24 protein-coding genes are annotated in these 24,191 nt (G+C 41.7%); 13 read left to right on the top strand and 11 right to left on the bottom strand.

What is annotated here, in order from left to right:
* Nucleotides 1-19: 19 nt before the first annotated feature.
* Nucleotides 20-406: a Co2+/Mg2+ efflux protein ApaG gene (gene apaG / locus AC1DO4_RS02330; RefSeq protein ID WP_477400872.1), complete on the top strand. Its 387-nt coding sequence runs from the start codon at nt 20-22 to the stop codon at nt 404-406.
* Nucleotides 407-678: 272 nt separating this feature from the next.
* Nucleotides 679-1,053: a DUF6249 domain-containing protein gene (locus tag AC1DO4_RS02325; RefSeq protein ID WP_477412601.1), complete on the top strand. Its 375-nt coding sequence runs from the start codon at nt 679-681 to the stop codon at nt 1,051-1,053.
* A gap of 105 nt (nt 1,054-1,158) precedes the next feature.
* On the opposite strand, the gene AC1DO4_RS02320 is transcribed toward AC1DO4_RS02325, so the two are convergent.
* On the bottom strand, nt 1,159-1,674 hold the full coding sequence (locus AC1DO4_RS02320) for a DinB family protein (protein WP_477412599.1): 516 nt from the start codon (nt 1,672-1,674) through the stop codon (nt 1,159-1,161).
* Complete coding sequence (locus AC1DO4_RS02315; RefSeq protein WP_477412596.1) at nt 1,652-2,863, bottom strand: sensor histidine kinase; 1,212 nt, start codon at nt 2,861-2,863, stop codon at nt 1,652-1,654. Before AC1DO4_RS02315 ends, AC1DO4_RS02320 begins: the two co-directional genes overlap by 23 nt.
* A 173-nt stretch (nt 2,864-3,036) precedes the next feature.
* Here AC1DO4_RS02315 and gltX point away from each other — a divergent pair, with 173 nt between their 5' ends.
* Complete coding sequence (gene gltX / locus AC1DO4_RS02310; RefSeq protein ID WP_477412594.1) at nt 3,037-4,557, top strand: glutamate--tRNA ligase; 1,521 nt, start codon at nt 3,037-3,039, stop codon at nt 4,555-4,557.
* A gap of 354 nt (nt 4,558-4,911) precedes the next feature.
* A complete protein-coding gene (locus AC1DO4_RS02305; RefSeq protein WP_477412592.1) occupies nt 4,912-5,274 on the top strand; it encodes a TM2 domain-containing protein in 363 nt (120 codons plus the stop codon).
* A 199-nt stretch (nt 5,275-5,473) separates the two neighbouring features.
* Here the strand turns inward: AC1DO4_RS02305 and AC1DO4_RS02300 are convergent, their stop codons facing one another.
* From AC1DO4_RS02300 to AC1DO4_RS02285, 4 genes are all read right to left on the bottom strand, one after another.
* Entirely contained in the window at nt 5,474-7,126 is a 1,653-nt protein-coding gene (locus tag AC1DO4_RS02300; RefSeq protein ID WP_477412590.1) for a M28 family metallopeptidase, read from the bottom strand.
* A gap of 244 nt (nt 7,127-7,370) precedes the next feature.
* On the bottom strand, nt 7,371-8,726 hold the full coding sequence (locus tag AC1DO4_RS02295; RefSeq protein ID WP_477412588.1) for an APC family permease: 1,356 nt from the start codon (nt 8,724-8,726) through the stop codon (nt 7,371-7,373).
* A 126-nt stretch (nt 8,727-8,852) separates the two neighbouring features.
* On the bottom strand, nt 8,853-9,380 hold the full coding sequence (gene rimM, locus AC1DO4_RS02290; protein ID WP_477412586.1) for a ribosome maturation factor RimM: 528 nt from the start codon (nt 9,378-9,380) through the stop codon (nt 8,853-8,855).
* 79 nt (nt 9,381-9,459) lie between these two features.
* Nucleotides 9,460-9,987, bottom strand: a complete 528-nt coding sequence (locus AC1DO4_RS02285) for a 30S ribosomal protein S16 (RefSeq protein ID WP_477400886.1) — start codon at nt 9,985-9,987, stop codon at nt 9,460-9,462.
* Between the two features lie 145 nt (nt 9,988-10,132).
* Here AC1DO4_RS02285 and AC1DO4_RS02280 point away from each other — a divergent pair, with 145 nt between their 5' ends.
* Nucleotides 10,133-10,690, top strand: coding sequence for a 5' nucleotidase, NT5C type (locus tag AC1DO4_RS02280; protein ID WP_477412584.1), 558 nt, complete (start codon nt 10,133-10,135; stop codon nt 10,688-10,690).
* Nucleotides 10,691-10,805: 115 nt separating this feature from the next.
* Here AC1DO4_RS02280 and pfkA read toward each other — a convergent pair whose 3' ends face one another.
* The 4 genes from pfkA to AC1DO4_RS02260 form a co-directional block, all read right to left on the bottom strand.
* Complete coding sequence (pfkA, locus tag AC1DO4_RS02275) at nt 10,806-11,783, bottom strand: 6-phosphofructokinase (protein WP_477412582.1); 978 nt, start codon at nt 11,781-11,783, stop codon at nt 10,806-10,808.
* 150 nt (nt 11,784-11,933) lie between these two features.
* Nucleotides 11,934-13,667: a protein-disulfide reductase DsbD family protein gene (locus tag AC1DO4_RS02270; protein ID WP_477412580.1), complete on the bottom strand. Its 1,734-nt coding sequence runs from the start codon at nt 13,665-13,667 to the stop codon at nt 11,934-11,936.
* A gap of 18 nt (nt 13,668-13,685) precedes the next feature.
* The gene (locus tag AC1DO4_RS02265) at nt 13,686-14,138 is read right to left on the bottom strand and encodes a protein-disulfide reductase DsbD domain-containing protein (protein WP_477412578.1); all 453 of its coding nucleotides are present in this window, start codon (nt 14,136-14,138) and stop codon (nt 13,686-13,688) included.
* 3 nt (nt 14,139-14,141) lie between these two features.
* Nucleotides 14,142-14,912, bottom strand: coding sequence for a biotin--[acetyl-CoA-carboxylase] ligase (locus AC1DO4_RS02260; RefSeq protein ID WP_477412576.1), 771 nt, complete (start codon nt 14,910-14,912; stop codon nt 14,142-14,144).
* A gap of 47 nt (nt 14,913-14,959) precedes the next feature.
* On the opposite strand from AC1DO4_RS02260, the gene rsfS reads away from it, so the two are divergent.
* The 3 genes from rsfS (at nt 14,960) to AC1DO4_RS02245 (ending at nt 18,237) form a co-directional block, all read left to right on the top strand.
* The gene (rsfS, locus tag AC1DO4_RS02255; protein WP_477407719.1) at nt 14,960-15,334 is read left to right on the top strand and encodes a ribosome silencing factor; all 375 of its coding nucleotides are present in this window, start codon (nt 14,960-14,962) and stop codon (nt 15,332-15,334) included.
* Nucleotides 15,335-15,424: 90 nt separating this feature from the next.
* The gene (gene ftsH, locus AC1DO4_RS02250; protein ID WP_477407721.1) at nt 15,425-17,533 is read left to right on the top strand and encodes an ATP-dependent zinc metalloprotease FtsH; all 2,109 of its coding nucleotides are present in this window, start codon (nt 15,425-15,427) and stop codon (nt 17,531-17,533) included.
* A gap of 56 nt (nt 17,534-17,589) precedes the next feature.
* Nucleotides 17,590-18,237 carry a LutC/YkgG family protein gene (locus AC1DO4_RS02245; protein ID WP_477412574.1) on the top strand — a complete coding sequence of 216 codons (648 nt, stop codon included), beginning with the start codon at nt 17,590-17,592 and terminating at the stop codon, nt 18,235-18,237.
* A 71-nt stretch (nt 18,238-18,308) separates the two neighbouring features.
* Here AC1DO4_RS02245 and AC1DO4_RS02240 read toward each other — a convergent pair whose 3' ends face one another.
* Nucleotides 18,309-19,394: a metallophosphoesterase gene (locus tag AC1DO4_RS02240; RefSeq protein ID WP_477412572.1), complete on the bottom strand. Its 1,086-nt coding sequence runs from the start codon at nt 19,392-19,394 to the stop codon at nt 18,309-18,311.
* Between the two features lie 153 nt (nt 19,395-19,547).
* On the opposite strand from AC1DO4_RS02240, the gene AC1DO4_RS02235 reads away from it, so the two are divergent.
* The 5 genes from AC1DO4_RS02235 to AC1DO4_RS02215 all read left to right on the top strand — a co-directional run bounded on the left by AC1DO4_RS02235 (nt 19,548) and on the right by AC1DO4_RS02215 (nt 24,182).
* Complete coding sequence (locus AC1DO4_RS02235; RefSeq protein WP_477412570.1) at nt 19,548-19,895, top strand: hypothetical protein; 348 nt, start codon at nt 19,548-19,550, stop codon at nt 19,893-19,895.
* A 207-nt stretch (nt 19,896-20,102) separates the two neighbouring features.
* Nucleotides 20,103-20,654 (top strand): hypothetical protein, encoded by a 552-nt coding sequence (locus AC1DO4_RS02230; protein ID WP_477412568.1) that lies wholly within the window; start codon nt 20,103-20,105, stop codon nt 20,652-20,654.
* A 987-nt stretch (nt 20,655-21,641) separates the two neighbouring features.
* Nucleotides 21,642-22,472 (top strand): sensor histidine kinase, encoded by an 831-nt coding sequence (locus AC1DO4_RS02225; RefSeq protein ID WP_477412566.1) that lies wholly within the window; start codon nt 21,642-21,644, stop codon nt 22,470-22,472.
* Nucleotides 22,438-23,082 (top strand): response regulator transcription factor, encoded by a 645-nt coding sequence (locus tag AC1DO4_RS02220; RefSeq protein ID WP_477412564.1) that lies wholly within the window; start codon nt 22,438-22,440, stop codon nt 23,080-23,082. The genes AC1DO4_RS02225 and AC1DO4_RS02220 overlap by 35 nt, the downstream gene beginning before the upstream one ends.
* Before the next feature lie 29 nt (nt 23,083-23,111).
* Nucleotides 23,112-24,182, top strand: coding sequence for a PA0069 family radical SAM protein (locus AC1DO4_RS02215; RefSeq protein WP_477412562.1), 1,071 nt, complete (start codon nt 23,112-23,114; stop codon nt 24,180-24,182).
* Nucleotides 24,183-24,191 lie beyond the last annotated feature (9 nt).

The raw sequence follows: 24,191 nt of genomic DNA, 5'->3' as shown, positions 1-24,191 counted from the left end.
TAATAAGAGACTGATGCACATGGTTACCACTATAACAGAAGGCGTTAAGGTTTCTATAGAGACCATATACCAACCCGAATATTCTAATCCGGCTAATGATCATTTTATGTTTGCCTACAAGGTGAATATCGAGAACATGAGCAACTACGCTATACAATTAATTGGTCGCCATTGGTATATTTTTGATTCAAACGGAGCCAAGCGCGAAGTTGAAGGTGAAGGCGTGGTTGGTCAGCAACCAGTTATAGAACCAGGACATGCGCACGAATATGTATCTGGCTGTAACCTTAAAACCGATATGGGCAGCATGAAAGGTGAATACCAGATGATACGACTGCTTGATAATGCAAGCTTTAATGTACAGATCCCCGAATTTTATTTGATTGCACCTTATAGGATGAATTAAACCCTGGCCCATTCAAGGGGAAGGAATAAAAATATATAGAAAGCCCGGATGAGAAATTGTCCGGGCTTTTTTTTGTCAGAATTTTGGATGGCCGGAGGGGCAGGTAGTTCAGGACAAGCTACTACCATTCATTTACAAAACCGAACACGTTTTTTCAATTATTTTTATGCGGGCCTGTAACCTGCTTCAAATCCATGTTGTCATAACTTACAAATACACCAGTTATGGTGGTTAAAAAACGAAATTTATTAACTTATTAAAATTAAAATAAAATGGACACCGGGAATTTAGGAATATTAGCAGGCATCGTTATATCATTAGGCTTTTTCGCCATGATCTTTGCCGTTGTTTATTTATATAAACGCGAAAGAATGGCAATGATTGAAAGGGGTATGGACCCACGCAGTTACAAGCCACAATCAGCGCCTTATCAAAACTTAAAATGGGGACTGCTGCTTATTGGTTCGGGTATTGGGTTGTTCCTTGCGTTTATATTGGATCATTCGGTATTTCAAAACATGGACGACGATGTATTCTTCCTTTACTTATCGCTTATAGCCATCTTTGGTGGTGCTGGCTTGTTCCTGTCATATAAGATCGAGAAAAAGGAAGTATTGGATAGGGAAGAAGTGAGCATGCAGAAGTAAGAGCGATCGCAGTTAAAATAAAACGCCTTCATTAATTAATGAGGGCGTTTTATTTTACCGGAACTTATGCCGAAATCAGTTTCGGCATGATGGTTTTTGGAAACTCTACCCAATGTTATACCGCTCCCTAAAAATATTCAAATGGTGGAGTTCGTGCCCGGCCAGCATGTAAACAAATGCCCTTACCGTAAACCGGCTATTGCTTGCAATGCCATCGCGTAATAGCTGATCATTGCTAAAGCCTTTGATCATGTATATGTTTGATAAGCGGGTGGCTTTAAATTCCCCGGCCAGATCCTTAATGCTAATTCCGCTTACATCAGTATTGGCAACATAAACATCCTGGTCAAACCCAGGCAGCTCAATATGGTTACGCGAAAATACCATGGCCCGGTAGGCAAAGGTTCTCTCGGTATCTATCATATGGCCGAGGGCCTGTTTAACGGTCCACTTGCCGGGTGCATAGGCAAAATTTGCCTGTTCGGGAGTAATGTTGCTAAACAGTTGATAACTTGATGCCATTAGTTGCTCCAATAAGTCAATTACATTTTCATTGGGTACAAGGCCAACATAGCCTGCCGCAAATGGCGAATATTCATCAGGATTGGGTTTGCTTATCATTGCGTGTGTTTTTTAATACTATTCTAAAAGTTGTTCCCTTGCCCACTTCCGAATCTTTTACAAATATCTGCCCGTTGTGGTAGTTCTCTATCATCCGTTTGGTTAAGGATAAACCTAAGCCCCACCCGCGTTTGCGCGTGGTGTATCCCGGCTGAAAAACGGTATCGAATTTAGAACGCGGGATGCCTTTACCCGTATCGGTTACATCAATATATACCTGGTTTTTTATTTTATTACCAGTAATCTCAACCTTTATACTGCCTTTACCGTCGATGGCATTAACGGCGTTTTTAAGCAGGTTTTCTATTACCCAATCAAACAACGGAACATTAAGGCCCGCGTTAAGGTGAGGGTTTCCACTCATTTCAAAACTTATATTTTTACTTACGCGCACCCTAAAGTAATCAACAAAATCTTTTACTACTTCATAAACGCCGTGCTCTTCCAATACTGGTTTTGATCCGATTTTTGAGAAACGATCAGCCACAATTTCCAGCCGTTTTACGTCGTTTTCCATTTCGGCCACCAGTACATCATCTTCGGCGTTGAATTTTTCTTTCATCAGTTCTATCCATGCCATTAGCGATGATATTGGCGTGCCCAGCTGGTGCGCGGTTTCTTTGGCCAAACCAACCCAAACCTGGTCCTGCTCAGATTTGCGGGCGGAGCTGAAGGCAGTATAAGCCATCAGCAAAAATATAGCGATTACCGTTAACTGGATGTATGGAAAAAGGCGAAGTTGCTGCAAAAGGGGCGAATCTTTATAATAAACCAGGGTCTCCTCTCCTAAAATCTGGGTTCTAATTGGTTCATGCTGTTTTTTCATGTACTCCAACTCTTCCTTAAAATACTCCGGATCGTATTTTTTCTTATTATCCGCGGATGGAAGGTCAATAAAGGTTTTTGTAGTATCCAATCCGCGCGATAAGCGAATATCGCCTTTGCCATCAGTAACAATGGCCGGTACAATTAAGCTATCGCGCACGGCTATGGTATATTGCAAAAAGTCGTTATCGTCGGAGTTTAGGATCTGCCTCATGCTCATAGCCCAAACCTGTGCCCGCGTGCGTTCAGACCGGGCAATGTTTTTAACCAGGTATCTGGTATAAATTAAAGATCCGCTGGCTATTACAATCGCAAACGCGAGCAGTAAATACTTCCACCGTTTTTTTCGCTGATATGGGTTCATGCTGGCCAAGGCTCAAATAACGTGATTTTTATTTAAATGTGGAGATTTCATAGATGCGGATTTCATAGGTGCGAATTTTGAAAATAATAAAACTGAAATTATCATTTTCAAATTATCTGCACATCTGTAATTTGAAATCTGCACATCTAAAATAAACTTATCTTTGCGCCATCATGACCGATAAAAAAGTAAGAGTTCGTTTTGCACCGAGCCCGACAGGTGGCTTGCACCTGGGAGGGGTACGCACCGTGTTGTTTAACTATTTATTCGCCAAAAAACACCACGGCGATTTTGTTTTGAGAATTGAGGATACCGACCAAACACGCTATGTGGAGGGCGCCGAACAATATATTTTAGATTGCCTTAAATGGTGTGGCTTACACCCGGACGAAGGCCCGGTTGCCGGCGGCCCATTTGCGCCCTATCGCCAAAGCGAACGTAAGGCTATTTACCGTGAGTATGCCGAACGCCTGGTAATGCAGGGACATGCTTATTATGCATTTGACACTGCCGAGGAACTGGATAAGAACCGTAAAGAGATCCCTAACTTTCAATACGGGCAGGTTTACCGCGAAACATTGCGTAATTCTATTTCATTGCCGCAACACGAGGTTGATGCTTTGTTGGATGCTCATACGCCCCATGTAATTCGCATAAAAATGCCTGCTGATGAAACAGTAAGCTTTAATGATATGATACGCGGGCATGTAAGTTTTGAAACTAACCAGGTTGACGATAAGGTTTTACTAAAAGCCGACGGAATGCCAACGTATCATTTGGCAGTTGTGGTTGATGATTACCTGATGAAAATTTCACATGCTTTCCGGGGAGAAGAATGGCTGCCATCTGCGCCGGTTCACCTGCTCCTTTGGGAATACCTGGGCTGGAAGGCCGATATGCCGCAATGGGCACATTTACCGCTGATATTAAAACCAGATGGGCATGGCAAGCTAAGCAAGCGCGATGGCGCACGCCTGGGTTTCCCGGTATATGCCATGAGTTGGTTTGATGCCAAAACAGGAGAGCTTACCCCTGGTTTCCGCGAGTTGGGCTTCTTGCCGGAAGCATTTTTAAATTTACTGGCGACCCTGGGCTGGAATGATGGTACCGACCAGGAAATATTTACTCTTGACGAACTGATAGAAAAATTCTCGATAGATCGGGTTAGCAAGGCCGGTGCGAAATTCGATTTCGAAAAAGCAAAGTGGTTTAATGCCGAGTGGATAAAACGCTCGGACGTTGGCAGTTTAAAGCTGGCAGTTAGCAAGATTCTGGCAGATAAAGGGATTGTTGTTACCGATGATAAAAAACTGGAAACGGTTATCAACCTGATAAAAGACCGCTGTGTGGTACTGCCGGATTTTTACCAGCAGACAGGCTACTTTTTTGAGCAGCCTAAGGAATATGACCTAAATGCTGTAAAACCAAAATGGACAGATGCTAAAACGGATTTCTTTGCAGCGTTAACGGACCTGTTAAGCGCCGATGGCGATATCGAAGCCCATGATCTGGAAACTATATTTAAAGCCCTTGCTGAAGAAAAGGCGCTAAAGGTAGGTGATGTGATGCTGCCTTTCCGCATTATGCTGGTTGGTGGCAAGTTTGGTCCGCATGTGTTTGATATAGCCGCTTTGTTGGGCAAAGAGGAAACTATTAGCAGGGTTGGAAAGGCAGCAACTGCTTTTACTTCTTAATACAAATTGCCATCCTTGATTTTGTAAACGCCTAGGAATAACCGCCTTGTCTTATTATTCAATGAAATAATGAGATAAGGCGCTTATTTAATCTGTTTGGCGCAGTTCCAATGTTCCTTCCCGAGCCTCGTCCTTCCGAAGCATATAATTTTTTAGACTCTTTTGGCTAATTGCCCCGGACCTGCCGATGATAATGATTACTGAGCCGGTAGCTTCTTCCTCCCGGAAAATTCACCGCTGAAACCCACTATTTCACCGACTTGTTGCCCCTGCTAACCTATAATGTATAGGTGTTTATCTTGTGTCGATATACCTTTATATCATAAAACAAACACAAACTTAACCTTTAAGAAAATGGACACTTACCAAAACCCATATATGATGTTCGACGGAATGACTCCCGAAGAATATGCCTTTTTACAACAAGCTACAGCATCCCTGAATGAAAATCAGCAAAGATATTTTATGAGCGTTTACTACGGAAAACGCAGAAACCCGCAGGATCTGATGCTGGCTACCTTATTAGGTTTTGTAGGAGCATCCGGCGTTCAGCGTTTCCTTACAGACCAAATTGGTATGGGCTTGCTATACTTTTTCACAGCCGGCTTTTGCTTTATCGGTACCATTGTCGACCTGATCAATTATAAGAGCATGGCCAACGAATACAACCAAAAAATGGCTTTCGAAAGCTTCAACATCGCAAAAATGAGCAACTAAGTTTGTCCCTCGGGGCATTAGTTTCACTATATATACATCAAAAAAATCCACCTTCTGTTACGGGGTGGATTTTTTAGTTTTATAAAAATTGGCTGTCATAGTGAGCCTGTCGAATCATGGTGGGTAAGGTCTCTCAACATGAGTCTTCGACAAGCTCAGATTTACAGGTTTTTTTGTCTTGACTCGTGCATCTTATTCTCTATTTCCCCATCGCCTTATCCCTAACCGCCTTAAACTCCGATCCTGGTTTCCAGCCGGGGAAGGAGGTTTCGTTACTTAGTTTTGTGCCCACCCTAAAAAGAATATCGGCTACCTGGGACATGCCCGCAGCATCCATATCGCTGCTGTAGTTATCGGCTGCCTGGTGATAACGCAGGTCAACATATTCCTTTTGTTTATCTGCCCCATAAGTTGCTCCCTGGGTTTTGCTGATGCTGCCGTTATTGATATCCAATGCAGGCACACCAAGTTTTGCAAAGTTAAAATGGTCTGAGCGGTAATAACTTCCAGAGCCCGGTGTACGGTCGCCCACTATGGTTAGGCCATCCTGTTTGGCAAAATCGGCCACATAATCTTCCAGGTCGTTTTGGCCCTTGCCGGTAATGGCAATGTCTTTGGTTTCGCCATAGCTGCCAAGAGCATCCATATTCAGGTCGGCAACAGTTTTATTGAGCGGGTAAACCGGGTGGGTAGCATAATATTCTGAACCCAATAAGCCTTGCTCTTCTGCGGTAACCGCAAGGAAAACTATAGAACGCTGAGGTTTCGCCTTAGCATTTTTAAAGGCTTCAGCTACGCCAATAAGTGCAGCAACCCCGCTGGCATTATCAACCGCGCCATTGTAAATGCTATCGCCCTTGGCATCTGGCTTGCCGATACCAAGGTGGTCCCAGTGGGCTGTATATAATACATACTCATCTGGCCGTGTGTTGCCTTTAATAGTACCTATAACATTACGCGATGTGGAGTATTTTAATTTATTGCTAATAGTTAAAGAGATATCCCTGTTTAGCGGGATGGCCTTAAACCCTTTTTTGCGGGCAACGGCGCGGATGTCGCCGGTTATGCCGACATCGGCTAATAGTTTTTTGGCGGCATCTTCGGTTATCCAGCCTTCCACCTTGCAGCGCGACATATGTTTGTCTTTTTGCTGCAGGTAAAGCTTGGCACCGGCAAAACTGTTTTGCACCACCTTCCAACCATAGCTGGCCGGTTCTGTTTGATGTACAATAATTACTCCGGCTGCACCCTGGCGTGCGGCTTCCTCATACTTATAGGTCCAGCGGCCATAATAGGTCATGGTATCGCCTTTGAAAAAATCCGAACGGCCCGATTTAAACCCCGGATCGTTAACCAGTACAATTACGGTTTTACCTTTTACATCCAGCCCGGCATAATCATTCCAGCCATATTCAGGCGCGACAACGCCATAACCGGCGAATATCAACGGTGACTTTTTTAGTTCGACTCCACTTACTTCCTGGCGGGTGGAGGTTACAAAATCAGCCCCGGCATGCAGGGGCATCGGGGTTTTACCGCCGCCAATTTCCATCGTTTCCGACAGTGTACTTGTGATCTCTACCATAGGCACATCCTGGAAATAGCTACCATTATTGCCTGGCGCTAAACCTGCTTTTTTAAACTCCGATGAGATATAGGCTATTGCTTTATTTTCACCTTCGGTAAATGGCTTGCGGCCCATTAATGAATCGGCAGCCAATACGGCAATCTGCGCTTTAATTTCATCGGGTGTTATCGCTTTTTCTGTTTCCTGAGTTTTGTTATGTGGGCTGCAACCTGCAAATAAAGCAACGCCTGTTAACAGCAAAAAACAATTATGTTTAATATTCATATGGATGTTTTTTTCAAATGTAAATAAATTGAAATTTATATTGCAACGGGTGGATTATGGCTTAATGCTGTACTTTTTGGCTATTTAACACAATTGAATAAACATTTTTGCATGAAAATATGATTGGTCCACCTAAAGGTAGCGGTTTATTTGCGGGGGAAGGCAATTGTAAAACCACGCGTATGCAACATAACCGAATTTTTACAATGCATATTCTTGATGAAGCAAGGTAGCAGACAGCCTGTTATTTTTTTTCCGATGAATGCGGTCGTGGGAAACTGTTTTTCAAATGTGGCCTGCTAAGTAAAATTATACGCCATGCCACCTCTGCACTTAATAAGGCGGTTATGGCAAAGCCCGCGGCTGTAAGCGCCTTTGGTGTTGAAGAAAGTGCGCCACCCAATGCAACGCCATACACTATAAACGGCAATAAAAGAACAAGGCAGAGGCCGGTTATGTTTAAGGGAATCCGGAAGGGCCTTTTTTTATCCGGCTCTTTTATCCGTAGCTGTACCAAAGCGATGTACTCTAATGATAAACCGGCTCCATAAACGGTAACATCGATGATTAGCAGATCGGCAAAGGTCCAAAGGATCATGAAGCTTACCACCAATGAGCAAATAATGATAGATATATATGGTGTTTTAAACCTTTTGTGCAGTTTGTTAAGGCCGGAGGGTAATAAATTGTCTCCGGCCATTACCTGGGGCACACGGGATACCGACAATAACACAGCCGCATATATTCCCAATGTGCTGGCCATTCCGCCTATTGCAATTACTACCCCCAGCCAATTTCCGGCAATGAGCACGCCCAAGGCCGGGAAACCATTGTTTGTTAAGGTATCATGGTTAATGCCCGATTGCTGTGCTATCCAGGTGATAAAAAAGTAAACAACTATTACCAGGGCAAAGGCGATAAACATAGATACCAGGTAGGATCGCACCGGTTTTTCAACTTCCTCGGCATAGGTGGTAATGTTATCCCACCCCAGGCAGTTCCACATTACGGTGTACAAGGCCATACCGAAAGATGGGAATGTGAGGCCCTTTAATGATGGTGCAGGAATTGTTAATGGCCCGGGATGGTGGTGGATTGCCAAAACAATTAAAATTAACACCGGGGCTAAAACAACGGCGCTTAAAAACAGGCTTACTTTTCCAACCGGTACTATACCTAATATATTTAACCCTGCAGATGCCCAGATGATAAGCAGGCAAACCGGCACCTGGCACTGCAGTAAAACCGGGTAAAAAAAGGAGGCATATTGTACAAAAAGTACGGGGTATATAGCCAGGTCTACAAAGGTATAAAGCCAGGTCCACCAGCCTTCGTAAAATCCCCAGCGAGTGCCCAATGCATATTTTACCCATTTATAATAACCGCCTGTTACCGGCATCATGCTGTTAAGCTCCAACACGGTAAATATGGCCGGTACATCCCATAAAAGTGGAGTAAGCAGGAGTATTACCAGTGCGGCGTGGTCGCCGGCATAGCTCAAAAGCGGTTCTAAACCATAAGGGCCGCCGGATACAGTGAAGAAAATAACAGCAACAAGCTGTACGGGCCTTATCTTTCTTAATGCAGCGGGTGATGGCATAAGGTATAAAAATATAATTTAAGTACTAATTGTCGAAGTTTTGCGTGCTTTATTTAAAATGTGCTGCTCACAAATCCGTAATCTAACGGCACTTAGCTCTGATTATCTTAAAATATGCCTTTATCCTCAATCTTGTAAATAAACATCCAGTAAACCCTCCGGCAAATCAATATAGATCTCGCCGGCTTCAATATCAATTCCTTTAATGATTTCCAAATTAAGCGGGAACAGTACTTCTTTGTTTTTGTATTGAACAGTAGCAATTAGCTGTTGTGGGTATTCCTGTACCTGGGTTATCTCGCCCAGCTCACCATGCGTTTCATCAATAGCGATAAAGCCTTCCACATCATTCAGGGTGAATTCAGCTTTTTTCTTTTTAGGTTTTAGTTTGTTGGGCAGGTATATGTCTCTTTTTACCATCAGGGCAGCCTTTTCAATGGTATCCACATCCTCCAAAAACAAATAGGCATTGCTTTTTTGCAGGTATTTAATGGATTGCACAAAATAAGGGATCATTTTGCCAGCCATGTCAATAAAAACGGCGTCGAATTTAAGAGCATCAAGGCCATCGAAATCTACATAGATTTGCATTTCGCCTTTTAAGCCCTTGGTTTTTAAGATACTGCCAACCCTGAAACAATCTTCGGTCTTCATAAAAAATCGTTATTAAACAATAATGGCGAAGAACCTATTGTGAGGTTGCTTCGCCATTATGTAAATTTTAATCAAAAAATTATTCTGCGCTTTCAGCATCAGCAGCCGGAGCTTCTTCGTCAGCTGTAGCTTCAACTTCTTCGGCAACAGGAGCGTTTTTAGCAGCAATTGCAGCAGCTTTTTCTTCCTTCTTTTTAGCCTCAGCAGCCAAAGCAGCTTTACGTGCTTCGTCTTTTGCAGATACAAGGCTGGTTTTTTTGCCAGTGATCTTTCCTTCTTTCAAATCAGTCCACTCAGCAAATTTTGCTGCGGCTTGTTCTTCAGTTAAAGCACCTTTTTTAACACCACCTTCTAAGTGTTTTTTGTACAGCACACCTTTGTATGAAAGGATAGCACGACAAGTATCGGTAGGCTGGGCACCTGTGTTAACCCACTCTAAAGTTTTGTCGAAATTAATGTCGATAGTTGCAGGATTGGTGTTTGGGTTGTATGAACCTAAACGCTCAATAAAACGACCGTCGCGTGGAGCGCGGGCATCTGCTACTACGATGTAGTAAAAAGGCTTTCCTTTTTTACCGTGTCTTTGCAGTCTGATCTTAGTTGCCATTTCTTTATTTTATGTATTCAACATGTCCCCGGAGTTCTTTCTGCGGGGATGCAAAGGTATTAATTATTCTTAACAATTTAAAAGCCTTGCAATTAATTATTTATTGGTTGCCATTTCAATAAAAAAAATTGCAATTTGAGCCACCATGAGCATCAACAGAAAACTACGCATTGCTATTGACATGGATGAGGTATTGGCGGATACCATTGATAAATTTATCGAAGTATATAAAGACCGTCATGAAACAGAAGTATTACTGGCCGATATGCACGGCAAGGAATTTGGCGAAACCCTGCCCCCGCACCTGGTTAGTTCTGTAAGGGAATACGTTAACGAGAGAGGCTTTTTCCGTGATCTGAAAGTGATGCCGGGGAGCCAGGAAGTAGTAAAGGCCCTTATGGAAAAATACGATGTATATATAGCCTCGGCAGCCATGGAATTTAAATACTCGCTGGAGGATAAGCAGGAGTGGCTGGAGGAGCATTTCCCTTTTATATCCTGGACTAATATCATCTTTTGCGGCCACAAAATACTGGATGTGGATATTATGATTGACGACCGGATAAAAAACTTTGTGACTTTTAAAGGCCGTAAACTGCTGTTTACCTCACCGCATAACTTATTGATAGATGGTTATGAAAGGGTTGATAACTGGCAGGAAGTAGCGGAAAAGCTATTAAACACACAGTTCAATAGCCTGTAAAAGTGTTGTCTACTATGAAACGGGGCACGTCATCTGAAGGGGAAATGGAGTAACTATTAGAGACTTACGAGGTTTTTAAAACTTCGTAAGTCTGATATTGTAAAGATTGCGCTAATTACATCGATAAGATCTCTACAAGCTTTAACAGGTTGGGATTGATCTCGACATGGTGTTTAATGGCGTGTTCGAAAGGTGTATAGGCTATTTCGTTGTGAATGATGCCTATCATTTCGTTACGGTGGCCATCTCTTAACGCTTCAACGGCAGCAGCGCCAACGCGGCTTGCCAGCACCCTATCCATACAGCTTGGTGCACCACCGCGCTGTATATGGCCCAGTATCGAGATGCGGGTATCATAATTAGGGAATCTTTCCTGTACCAGGCGGCCAACTTCAAATGCACCGCCGGCTTCTTCGCCTTCGGCAACTATTACAATTCTTGAGGTTTTGTCTTTGCGGCCATTTTCAAGGCGGTTAAATAGGCCTTCCATGCCGCCCTTGCTTTCGGGTATCAAAATGGCTTCGGCACCGGCTGCAATACCTGTACGCAAAGCTATAAGCCCGGAGTCGCGACCCATCACCTCAACAATAAACAACCTGTCGTGCGATTCTGCAGTGTCGCGGATCTTATCCACAGCCTCAACAACCGTATTAATAGCTGTATCATAGCCGATAGTAAAATCGGTACCCATTAAATCGTTATCTATAGTGCCGGGCAGGCCAATAATAGGGATGTCGTATTCGGCTCCAAATACCTTGGCGCCGGTAAATGTACCATCGCCGCCAATACCAATAAGGGCATCAATATTATGTTTTTTTAGCTGCTCGTACGCCTGTTTACGGCCTTCAGCCGTTCTGAAATTATCACAGCGGGCGGTTTTTAAAATAGTACCGCCGCGTTGTATAATGTTTGATACCGATTTACGGTTCATCGGTAAAAAGTCACCTTTGGTCATTCCTTCATAACCACGACGGATGCCTGTAACATCAATACCATAGTATATAGCCGTACGTACAACTGCCCTTATAGCTGCGTTCATTCCCGGCGAGTCTCCACCTGAAGTAAAAAGTCCGATAGTTTTAATCTGCGTCATTTTTTATCCTGATAAGGTTGGCTTAACCCTACCTTAAAAAATTGAATAATAAAAAAATTAAGTATTTTTAAAGCAGCCAGCCCCATCAAATAAAAAACGCGGCAAACTTTTAAAAGTTGCCGCGAATTTACACTTAATTTTTAAACGATGTTACTTTTTGTATGCAGCAATGCCGCTATCTAAAAAATTTATGTAACGATCAATATGGTAGTCGGCATTATAATGTGGCAAAACTGTTCCGTTTTTATCGGTCATTTCCTTGCCATCGCTATCAAGCATTACATATAACGGCTGCGAATTTGAGTTGAACCGGCTTGCTTCCAATTCGCTCCACTTGTCGCCAATGTTAGTTATCTTTTTAAAACTGTAAGTTGATGTATACTGATCTTTAATATCTAAGGCCGCTTTATCATCTACCACAAGTTGTAAAAGGATAAACTCGTTCTGTAGCTTTTTAAATACCACCGGGTCCGACCATACGTTGGCTTCCATATTGCGGCAATTAACGCAGGCAAAACCCGTAAAATCAATCAATATTGGTTTCTGCAGCTCTTTTGAAGCTTGCAAAGCCTGGTCGTAATCATACCAGGGCGCCAGGCCTTTTATTGCAAGGGCCGAATAATTTGCCGCGTATTTTCGCTCTTTGCCATCTTGTTTTGCTGTTGTGGCAGCAGCGCCCCCCGGTATCGGCGAAAGATCAAAGTCTTGTGTGCCTATTGGTGGTAAAAAGGCGCCGATAGATTTGAGCGGAGCGCCCCATAAACCCGGAATCATATAAACAACGAATGCAAATACAATTATTGATAAAAATACCCTTGGGATTGAGAGATATGGTGCATCACTATCATGCGAAAATTTAATTTTGCCCAGCAGGTAAAGCCCAACCATTAAACCAATGGCTATCCAAAGGGATAAAAACACTTCCCTGTCAAGCCAATGCCAATGATAAGCCAGGTCAACGTTCGATAAAAATTTTAATGCAAAAGCAAGTTCCAGAAAACCCAAAACTACCTTCACGCTATTTAGCCACCCCCCCGATTTTGGTAAGCTCTTTAAGGCTGATGGGAACAGGGCAAAAATAGTAAATGGAAGGGCTAAGGCCAGGGAAAAGCCAAACATACCCATTGCCGGCCCAAGCCTATCGCCTTTTGACGCGGCATCAACCAATAAAGTGCCTATGATGGGGCCGGTGCACGAAAATGAAACCACTACCAGGGTTGATGCCATAAAGAAAATGCCGACAAGGCCGCCTTTATCGGCATTTTTATCCAGCTTGTTGGCTAATGAGCTTGGCAGCGTAATCTCAAATGCACCCAGGAACGAGACCCCGAATACGATGAGCAGCAGGAAAAAGAAAATATTAAATATACCATTGGTGGCAAGCTCATTTAATGCGCTTGAACCAAATATGATAGAGATCAGCAAGCCCAGTGTTACATATATAATAATGATGGAGATACCGTAAATAAGCGATTGCATAACAGCCTTGCTCCGGCTGCCGCTTTTTTTGGTAAAAAAGCTTACAGTTAATGGCAACAATGGATAAATACAAGGCAAAATAACAGCAGTAAAACCACCGATGAGGCCTTCTATAAATATCTGCCAAAGCGTTTTGGCTTTCGCGGGTTTGGGCGCGTCATGCTTAACAACGGTTTTGGCAGCCGCAGCCTTAGCAGCAGAGTCGGCAGCTTTTTTCCTGATGGCTATACTATCGGCTGCGGTTGGTATATCGGTAAATTGGATATCGCCGGTTGATATAGTTGTATCCTTGCCCCCTTTTTGCGCTGCATAAACCGGCTTTGGCGCGTTTATGCCAAATATGATGAGTAAGGTTACCACAGCAATAGATGTAGGCAACCAATTGATCTTGCTAAATATTTTCATGGATATACCAGGGAATGTTTATTTGCCTAATGGAATGGTAAAGTCAACATCTTCTGGCGGCAGGCATTTTTTATCGTTACAGGTCATGTAAGTTAGCTTGCCTGTTACATTGGTTGCTGTAGATGATTTAAGGGCGATTTTTTGCTGAAAAACAACTTCCTTTTCAAAATAAGTAACATTCATGCTGAATGCTTTCTCGAATTTAGATATTGGAGTTGGTTCGGTAGTTTTACCGCTTGTTGCGTAAAGTTTTGATGGCGCAAACTCAAAAGATGTTTTTATAGGGCCGCCATCACCAACATTAAGCGAATAGATATGCCAACCGGGTTGGATGGTTGCTTTTAAAAAAACAACAGCTTCTTTACTATTCAGCTTTTTTGCCGCGTATGACCACCTTACCGGTGTTTCTATTTGTGCATAAGCCCCGGCGCAAATCACAAGCGCCACCATCATCAACAACAATTTTTTCATTTATTATTTATTTAAAAATTCAATTTGTTTTAAGTTAAACTCCCGTTTTTCGTTATTATTTTTAACAACCAGTAAGCCCTCATCTTTTACATCAATAATGGTTCCTTTAAAAACCTCACCGTTTGATCGGAAATCCTTTATTTCGTTTAACCAGTATAGCCGGTTTAAATAAGCATTCCGTATAAGGTCAAACTTACCGGCCTTTAAGTTAAGATAGTATGCCTCAATATGAGCGCAAATTTCAGATAATAAAGTTCGTAAATCATAATCTTTGTGTAAGATTTGCTTTACCGAGATAGCATTGCCGGCTCCCGGTTCAAAACTTTCCTGGTTTATGTTAAGGCCAATGCCAATTATGGCGTTTTTAATCCTGTCGCTCTGCAGGTTAGTTTCAATTAAAATACCGCCAAGCTTATGGTCGTCATAATAAATATCATTTGGCCATTTTATTTTTAATTTATTGCCCAGTATGGGTTCAAGGGCTTTACAAACGCCTAAACTTACCACCCGGGTAAGGTCAAACTGGTTAGAAACTGGTAAAAATGAGGGCATTAGCAATAAACTGAAGGTGAGGTTTTTGCCCGGCTCACTGTGCCACTTGTTTTGCTGCTGACCCCGGCCTGCATATTGGCTTTCTGCCATAATGACCGTACCTTCGGGCAATGGCTTGGAATTTGACAGTAATGTTTTAAGGAATGTGTTGGTTGAATCAACTTCTTTAATTGTTACCAAATTTTGACCAACAAATAATCCCGAAAATATGTTATTTTGCAAAGTGTAATAATTTTTAACCAAAAAACGTTCAAAACTAATTCTTTTTGATGGTAAAAAATAAAAAGGGGAATCAATCAACCTATATTTCTGAATTGGCTATACATGGCATTCAGGAAAAAAAGGGAAATGAGATAGTAAGGTTAGACCTTCGTAACTTAAATAGTTCGGTAACAGATTACTTTGTAGTTTGCCATGCCGATTCAACCACACAGGTTAAAGCTATAGCGAATAGCGTTGAAGACGAAATTTTTAAAGCAACCCAGCAAGAGCCATGGCGCAAGGAAGGGCTTGAGTACGGCGAATGGATATTGCTTGATTATGTGGATGTTGTAGTTCACATTTTCCGAACCGATAAGCGGGAGTTTTATGGTGTAGAGGAACTGTGGGGAGATGCAGAAATTAAATATTTCAAAAGCGCTTAATTATTGGTCACATAAGGGCCGGTAACTGCGTCATGTTAATAACCGTGTATTTTAAATTATAGATATTGAGTTTGAGCTCGTAACAAAGAAATGAAAGATAATAAAGATAATAAATCAGAAAGTCCGAAACCGATAAGGAAGATTCTAAATAAAAAAACGCCTCCAAAACCACCTAAATTTAACATTATGTGGATTTATGGTATTATTGTTTTGGCATTTTTGCTGGCGTCTACCTTATTAGGCGGTGAAAATGGTACACGAATCACCTACCAGGATTTTGAAACAAATATGCTGAAACAGCATGATGTTGACCGAATAATTGCTTACAAAAGCGGCGATTTGATAATTGCCGAGGTTTATATAAAAAAGGAAAGCCTGGGTAAACAACGTTACGTTACCGATAGTGGTAAGCAACAACATTTATTTAGCGCTTCGGGCAGTGGCCCTCAGTATACCTTTACTGACGATTCATACGAAAGCCTAAAAAAATCTATCGCAGCGGCAGAAAGTACAGACCCTACGGCTCCTAAAGTTTCTGTTGAACTGCAGCAAGGCCGCGAAAGTCTTTTATCAAACTGGTTGGTACAGGGTGTTATTATGGTGATCCTGTTTGCTGCCGTATGGATTTTCATTATGCGCCGTATGTCTGGCGGTTCTGGCGGTGGTCCGGGCGGGCAGATATTTAACATTGGTAAATCAAAAGCTACCTTGTTTGATAAGGAAGCACAGGTTTCGGTTACGTTTAATGATGTTGCCGGCCTTGAGGAAGCCAAGCAAGAGGTAATGGAAATTGTAGATTTCCTGAAGAATCCCAAAAAATACACCAACCTGGGCGGTAAAATACCTAAAGGCGCATTGCTGGTAGGTTCACCAGGTACGGGTAAAACCTTGTTAGCCAAGGCTGTTGCGGGTGAAGCCCAGGTGCCTTTCTTCTCCCTTTCAGGATCTGATTTTGTGGAGATGTTTGTAGGTGTGGGTGCATCACGCGTTCGTGATCTGTTCCGCCAGGCTAAGGATAAGGCCCCTTGTATTATATTTATTGATGAGATTGATGCCATTGGCCGTGCCCGTGGTAAAAATAATATAGTTGGTGGCAATGATGAGCGCGAAAACACCTTGAACCAGTTATTAGTGGAGATGGATGGTTTCGGTACCGATTCTGGTATTATTATTCTTGCTGCAACCAACCGTCCGGACGTACTGGATTCCGCGTTGTTGCGCCCTGGTCGTTTTGACAGGCAGGTATCTATTGATAAGCCCGATTTGATTGGCCGTGAGCAGATTTTTAAGGTTCACCTGAAACCTATTAAGCTTAATGATGGTGTTGATGCTAAAAAGCTATCCGCACAAACACCTGGTTTTGCAGGCGCCGAGATTGCTAACGTTTGTAACGAAGCAGCTTTGATAGCCGCCCGTAAAAATAAAGAATCGGTAGATATGACCGATTTCCAGGATGCCATCGACCGTGTGATTGGTGGTTTGGAGAAAAAGAACAAGATAATATCACCGGAAGAAAAACGGATAGTAGCATACCATGAAGCCGGGCATGCTATTGCAGGTTGGTTCCTGGAGCATGCCGATCCGTTGGTTAAAGTATCTATCGTTCCGCGTGGTGTTGCAGCATTGGGTTACGCTCAATATCTGCCAAAAGAGCAGTTTTTGTATACTACCGAGCAATTGCTTGATGAAATGAGCGTTTCAATGGGTGGCCGTGTTGCTGAAGATATAGTTTTTGGCAAAATTTCAACCGGCGCCTTGAGCGACCTAGAACGCATTACCAAGCTTGCCTATGCTATGACAAAAATTTATGGTATGAACGGTAATGTGGGTAATGTATCCTTCTACGATCCGCAGGGAGAGTACCAGTTTAACAAACCATATTCGGATACCACTGCCGAGATGATAGACAACGAGGTGCGCAAGCTGGTTGATGATGTTTATCAGAAAACCAAGGTGCTCCTGAATGAAAAACGGGATGGCTTAGAGAAAATTGCTCAAAAGTTATTAGAGAAAGAGGTGTTGTTCCAGAGTGACCTGGAAGAGATATTAGGAAAACGCCCTTTTGACGAACGAACCACTTACGATAAGTTTGTAAACGGCGAAGCCGCTTTAAATCCGGAGATTGACAACAATGCAATACCCGAAAATGTAACTAATCCTGAGTTATCGAGGGTTGACGCGCAGGATTCAAAGGTTTAATAAAATAATATTATAAAAAGCCACCAGCGTAGCTGGTGGCTTTCCTTTTTTACATTATGAGGGATATTACCACATCAAAAGAAAAACTGCTTAAAAAGATCCGCAAGGCGTTGCTGGAAAAAAGGGACAACCCTTATCCCCAGCTGGAAGACCTACCGCTTTATGCAACCGAAGAGGAAATTCCCGAAGTTGTTTTTGCAGAGCAATTTGCCGCCGTTAACGGACAATTTGTTTTTTGCGAAGACGAGATGCAATTCATTGAAACATTGCTTACCCTGGCCGAAGAACGCAATTGGCGTAAAATATACTGCTGGGAGCCCTCCCTACAGGAAATACTTACCCGCTTTGAGTACCCTTTTTACGAAACGGATAAAGATTTTGACCAGGCCGAAGTTGGATTTACCCTTTGCGAAGCTTTAATAGCGCGCAACGGGAGCATTTTGCTATCAAACGGTAATATGGCCGGCCGGCGCTTAAGTATTTATCCACCGGTACATATTGTGCTGGCTTATACTTCGCAAATGGTAATGGATATTAAGGATGGCTTCAAGCTTCTTAAAAGTAAATATGGTAATCGCCTGCCATCCATGATCAGCAATGTAACTGGTCCAAGCCGCACTGCCGATATCGAGAAAATGCTTGTGCTTGGCGCTCACGGACCAAAAGAACTGTTTGTGTTTTTAATTGATGATTCTGTGTTGTAAGTTGGGGGTTGTGCCTGGTGGCTGCTGATTTGCAAAGCCTGCTGTATAAAAAACCATACACAAAAAACATCTTAAATCAATGCCTCAAGCTTACATTCTTCCAGTACAAGCCTGTTACTTTTCTTTTTATTATCATATTCCCATTTTATTAATCTTATGAAACCATTGGCTATTTCAATGCCGGTTATATCACCATCATCAAAACAGCAGCAGCCGCTGTTAAAATAATAAGGTTTATACGCGCTAAAATCGGGAACTATATCGCCCTTTAAATTCCTGTTTACAATTTGCTTTTGAATTTCGGCAATGGCAGCAGTGTTGCTTGTTTTTTTTGCTCTTGCCATTTCATCGTATAATCTTTCGAGGTGGGTGAGGGATCTGAAAACCGGCTGGTGAGTATGCCCGGTTATAAGCAATGTGTTTTCGCGTTTAGCCACCCATTCATACATAATCCGGTTGTGATCGGTTTTTAGCAGATCGTTGTTGGCTGGCGTATTAGGATTCACCTTTAGATAAGCCTGGAGCGGGGCCCAGATATCAGACACAAACCATTTGCTAAACCAGTTGCCATCACTTTGCTGGTCGCCCTGGTGGCCGTGAGTAAGGTATATATTAAGCGGCATACCATTTACTTCGGTTTGTAATATGGCGCCTTCATAGATATTTACCCGTTGTCCGTATACCTGTACTAACCCGGCGATAGCAAGTGGATCATTACCCCAATAAAGGTCGTGATTGCCAAATATCTTGAAGAAGGCTTTGCGGTTAATAAAGCGCTTTTCGCTTTCAAAGGTTGCTTTATTGTGCCTTTTTATGGTGATGAAGAGGTTTTCCCAAAGCTCTTCACTATCACCCAGGTTAATATAACAAAAACGCTGCTCCTCATAATAGTCAAGTGCAGTAAGATAGTTTTTCTCGGCCAGGGCAAAAATGTCCATATCATCACGTGCTCCTTTATGCTGATCAGAAAATATGATGAATTTATCTACCCCGGTGTCAAAGGGAATCAGCAGCCCTTTTTTGCCTGGCCTTGTAAGTATGTTTTTATATAGGCGGCTTAATGCCTTATCCACTCGCTTCTTATCGGGCCTCGACGATAGCCTGTCGGCCAGTATGGCTACCCGTTTCGTTAACAGCTTTTGCAGAAATTTGCGCATGGGTTTTTAACGTAATATAAAACTTTTGTGGTAATAAAAAGAAGCTAAAAAAGTACCTGTCCGTTTTTTAACGATGAAAAATACTGTTTAAAAATGGATAGGTATTTTAATTTGTAAATTATATATTGCTTACTTATTAACCCCCGATTATATATGAAAATTATTGATTTAAAAACCGCAAAAAAAATGGTGGATCACTATCACACCACCCGGAAAAACGTTATCGACAAAACTCATGGTATTAATGATACCAGATCTGTTTGGTTCGATATTGATTCATTTAAAACCTTTGTAAGTAACTTACCCGCAGAAGTAACTGGTGTAAGGATTCATTTGGCATCCCATGATGGAACAGACACACACAACCACACAACGGTTGTTCTTGCCGGGACCGTGAATAAAGAAAGCAGCCATACTGATGCTGTTTCAGACAGTAGCGTGTTTACTGCTGGATTGGAACCTGTAAACGATGGAAAAGCCTGTCCTCCAAATTGTCTTTAGGTTTTTAGCGGACTAAAACGATAACATTCAATATTTAAGATAATTTTAAAAAAATGCATATAGATAAGCTATTTTCGCATTATATTATAAGATCATAAATATTGAATGTTATACAATTTTTATTGCTTTTCCTTAATTGTAACCTTTTTTTTCTGTTTATATGCTTATAAACATTTAGATAGAAATTTTAAATTGTTTCTTCCATTTATGGGATTTTCAATTGTTTTCGAAACGGGAAATGTATTCAATTGGCTTATAATTAATCATACCAATTCCTGGGCCAGCAACATAGAAGAATTAATAGAGTTTGTCGTTTTTACTTATTTTATGACCTCGCTTGCAAAAAGAGCGTCATATAAAAAGAAAGTATACATACTTGCTGCTTTTGTAATACTGCTTTCACTTATTGATATGGCTTTTATCCAGGGCGTTTGGAAGTTGAACACCATTGCAATGGTAATACAAGCCTTATTTATTTTGACTTTAATTTGCATTTATTATCATAATTTATTCGAAGAAGCAGAGGAAGGTTTGGTGCTTATAAAGCATCCTCCGTTTTTAGTTGCTACAGGCTTGCTTTTTTATTTTCTTTCAAAATCTTTTTATTATTCCTGCTTTAGCTACATGGCATATAAAAATAATTATCATTTTTATATTTTGGCTGCAACCATTCCAGGGCTTTCAAATTTAATGCTCAATTCTCTGTTAATTTATGCCTTTTTATGTTGTGCAAAGGCGAAGAAGTTGTCTTTGAAATAAGACGTGCTGTTCTTATTTAGATTCATAAATATTGAATGTTATACAATCTTTACTTTCTATCCCTAATAATAACTTTTTTAGTTTGTTTATATACTTATAAACAGCTCGATAGAAACTTTAAATGGTTTCCTCTGTACCTGGCCCTTGTAATTGTTATTGAAATTGCCAGTATGCATCACTTGCTTGTAATTAATCACACCAACTCCTGGTGCAACAACAATGTTTCATTAATGGAGTTTATCCTTTTTGCTTATTTAATCACCTCTTTTAGTGGTGATGCATTGTATAAAAAGGAGGTATACATATTCGCGGGCGTTATAATCCTGATTTCGCTTATTGATATGATTTTTATACAGGGAATTTGGAGGTTAAATACGCCGGCAATAATATTGCAGGAGCTATTTATTTTGACTTTAATTTGCATTTATTATTACAATTTGTTAGCAGAGGCCCGTGAGCACTTGATACTTCTAAAGCATCCACCGTTTTTAGCTGCTACTGGGGTGTTTTTTTACTTCCTTTCGAATGCGGCTTTTTATTCGTGCTATAGTTACATGGCGTATAAAAATAGCTATCAATTTCTTATCCTGGCAAAAACTATTCCAGGGATATCAAACCTGTTGCTCAATTCACTCTTAATAGCTGCCTTTTTATGCTTTCCAAAGAAGGCGCTATCAACACAATAATTGCGGCGTTGCACTATTTTAGCATGTAATTAAAGTTCATAAGGGATCGTTTATCTTATCATTGGCTTGTATTTATTACTATAATCTGCTTGAGGAAGCCGCGGAGTATCTTTTTCTATTAAAACAGCCACTGTTTTTGGTTGCTACAGGGTTGCTCTTTTATTTTCTTTCACTTGCTTTTTATTATTCTTTTTTTTAGCTACATATTATATAAAAACAATTATCATTTTTATATTTTGGCAGCAACTATTCCGGGGCTTTCAAATTTGTTGCTCAATTCACTCTTAATATCTGCCTTTTTATGCTGTTCAAAGACGAAGAAGTTATCCTTATAATAATTGCAGGTACTGCATTATTGCTATTGCTTGGATTTTTTATGGTCGGATTTTTACTGATGTTTCAAAAAAAGCAGAATAAAAACGCACTCGAAAAAGCCGAATTAAAATCATCATTTAAGCAGGAATTGCTAAAAACCCGTATCGAGATCCAGGAGGAAACACTTAACTATGTTAGTCGTGAAATGCATGATAATATTACCCAGGTATTATCATTTGTAAAACTTAACCTTGGCCTGTTGAGCAAAAAGCTTGATGGCGATGAGCAGACCAAATTAAATGATACCCGTGAGCTTGTAGCGCAAACCATTACAGATCTGCGTAACCTTTCAAAAAGCCTCAGCTTTGAGCATATAAGCGCGTTGGGACTGGTGAAAACATTAGAGATGGAGGCTGCTCGGATCAATAAAAGCGGGCTTATTCATGTGGATGTAACGGTGGAAGGCGAAGTTTACAGCCTGGGCGAACAGCGCGAACTGGTTTTGTTCAGGATATTCCAGGAAGCATTAAATAATGTGTTAAAACATGCAGATGCCGCAAACATTAAAATAGGTTTGCATTATAACACACAAATGTTTAATTTAACCATCGAAGATGATGGCGTTGGTTTCCAGCCCGAATTGCTTAACGACAAGAGTGGATCGGGGTTGCGTAACATGACAAACAGGGCAGGTTTGATTGGAGCAGAGGCGGTTATAAGCAGCTCACCCCAAAAAGGTTGCACTATTAAGCTGTCGTTGAACCCCCTGGTACAAGAAATTTATGCTAACGGAACCTATTCAAATAGCCCTGGTTGATGATCACCGCCTTTTTAGGAGTGGCATGGCCGCGCTAATAGATAGTTTTGGCGGCTATAGTATTCTGTTTGAGGCCGCAAATGGTAAAGAACTGATAGATAATATTACAGAAGGGATTATACCTGATATTATTTTGCTTGATATTAATATGCCTGTTATGGATGGCACATCAACTGCCCAATGGCTTAAAAAGCACCATCCATCTATCCGGGTTATCATTCTATCCATGTTTGAGGATGCCGAAAAGGTGTTATCAATGGTGATGGCAGGAGTAAAGGGTTATCTGTTAAAAGACGCGGAGCCCGATGAGTTTGAAAGGGCATTGAGTAAAGTTTCGGAAGGGGAGCTTTTTTACCCCGATTTTGTTACCAAGCACCTGCTGAATAATTTTAACATTGATAAAGCGGCACAGGTAAAGCTAAATCCGCGTGAAATTGAATTTTTACGCCTCACCAGCACCGAACTTACTTACAAGGAAATTGCAGATACCATGTGCATAAGCGTGCGTACAGTTGATAGTTACCGCGACCAGCTTTTTGAAAAACTGCAAATTAAAAGCCGCGTTGGCCTGGTTTTATACAGCATAAAAAACAAGCTGGTTGATTTGTAATTTGCTAATTTAATTAGCAAATTTGCCATATGGCACATGAAGATAACCCAGACTTTTTTAAAGGCAGGGGGGCGCAGGTTAATACCCACAATAAGTTTCTGAAAAACAAATATGTGGCCGACCATATTGAAGGGCTCGATGAACCCTTGCTTGAAAATAGCTTAACCCAGCCTTTTGAGGAGACGCCCAAAAAGATAGTAAGCGAATCAAACAGCCCCGACCTTAGCCATATGTACTCTATAAACCCTTACCAGGGTTGCGAGCATGGCTGCATTTATTGCTATGCCCGTAATACTCATGAATATTACGGTTTTAGTGCAGGGCTTGATTTTGAGCGCAAAATCATTGTAAAGCGGAACGCCCCCGAGCTTTTGGAGCAATATTTTAATAAAAAGAATTATAAACCCGTTTGCATCCTGCTATCGGGCAATACTGATTGTTACCAGCCGATTGAGCGTAGCTTACAAATAACGAGAAAACTGCTGGAGGTTTTTTTGAAGTATAAAAATCCGATCGCTATCATCACCAAAAATAATCTTATCCTGCGCGACCTGGATATACTAACCGAGCTGGCCGCCATGAGCCTTGTGCATGTTAACGTTTCTATAACCTCGCTTAACGAGCAATTGCGCCAAAAGCTCGAACCACGTACGGTAACTGCAACGGGCAGGTTGGCCGTTGTGCAAAAACTATCAGAAAAAGGGATCCCCGTTAGGGTAATGGCGGCTCCTATCATCCCGGGCCTGAATAGCAACGAGGTACCCAACATTATTAAAGCCGCTGCTGACAGGGGCGCGTTGGCTGCCGGATTTACCATTGTGCGCCTTAACGGCAGCATTGCCGAAATATTTAGCGACTGGATCCACAAAGCGTTTCCTGATAGAGCTGAAAAAGTGCTGAACATGATTCGCGAATGTCACAACGGGCAGCTAAACGACAGCAATTTTGGGCGACGGATGAGCGGTGAAGGTAAGATCGCTGAATCCATCCACCAGATGTTCAGGATGGCTTGTAATCGTTTTATGGCGGGCCGTGAAATGCCGGATTATGATTACAGTTTATTTGTGCCTAAGAAGGGCAGGCAGACAAGTATGTTTTGAGCTACGAAT

The organism is Mucilaginibacter sp. P5_A6 (assembly GCF_056400585.1).
This window is presented reverse-complemented; position numbering and strand designations above follow the sequence as displayed.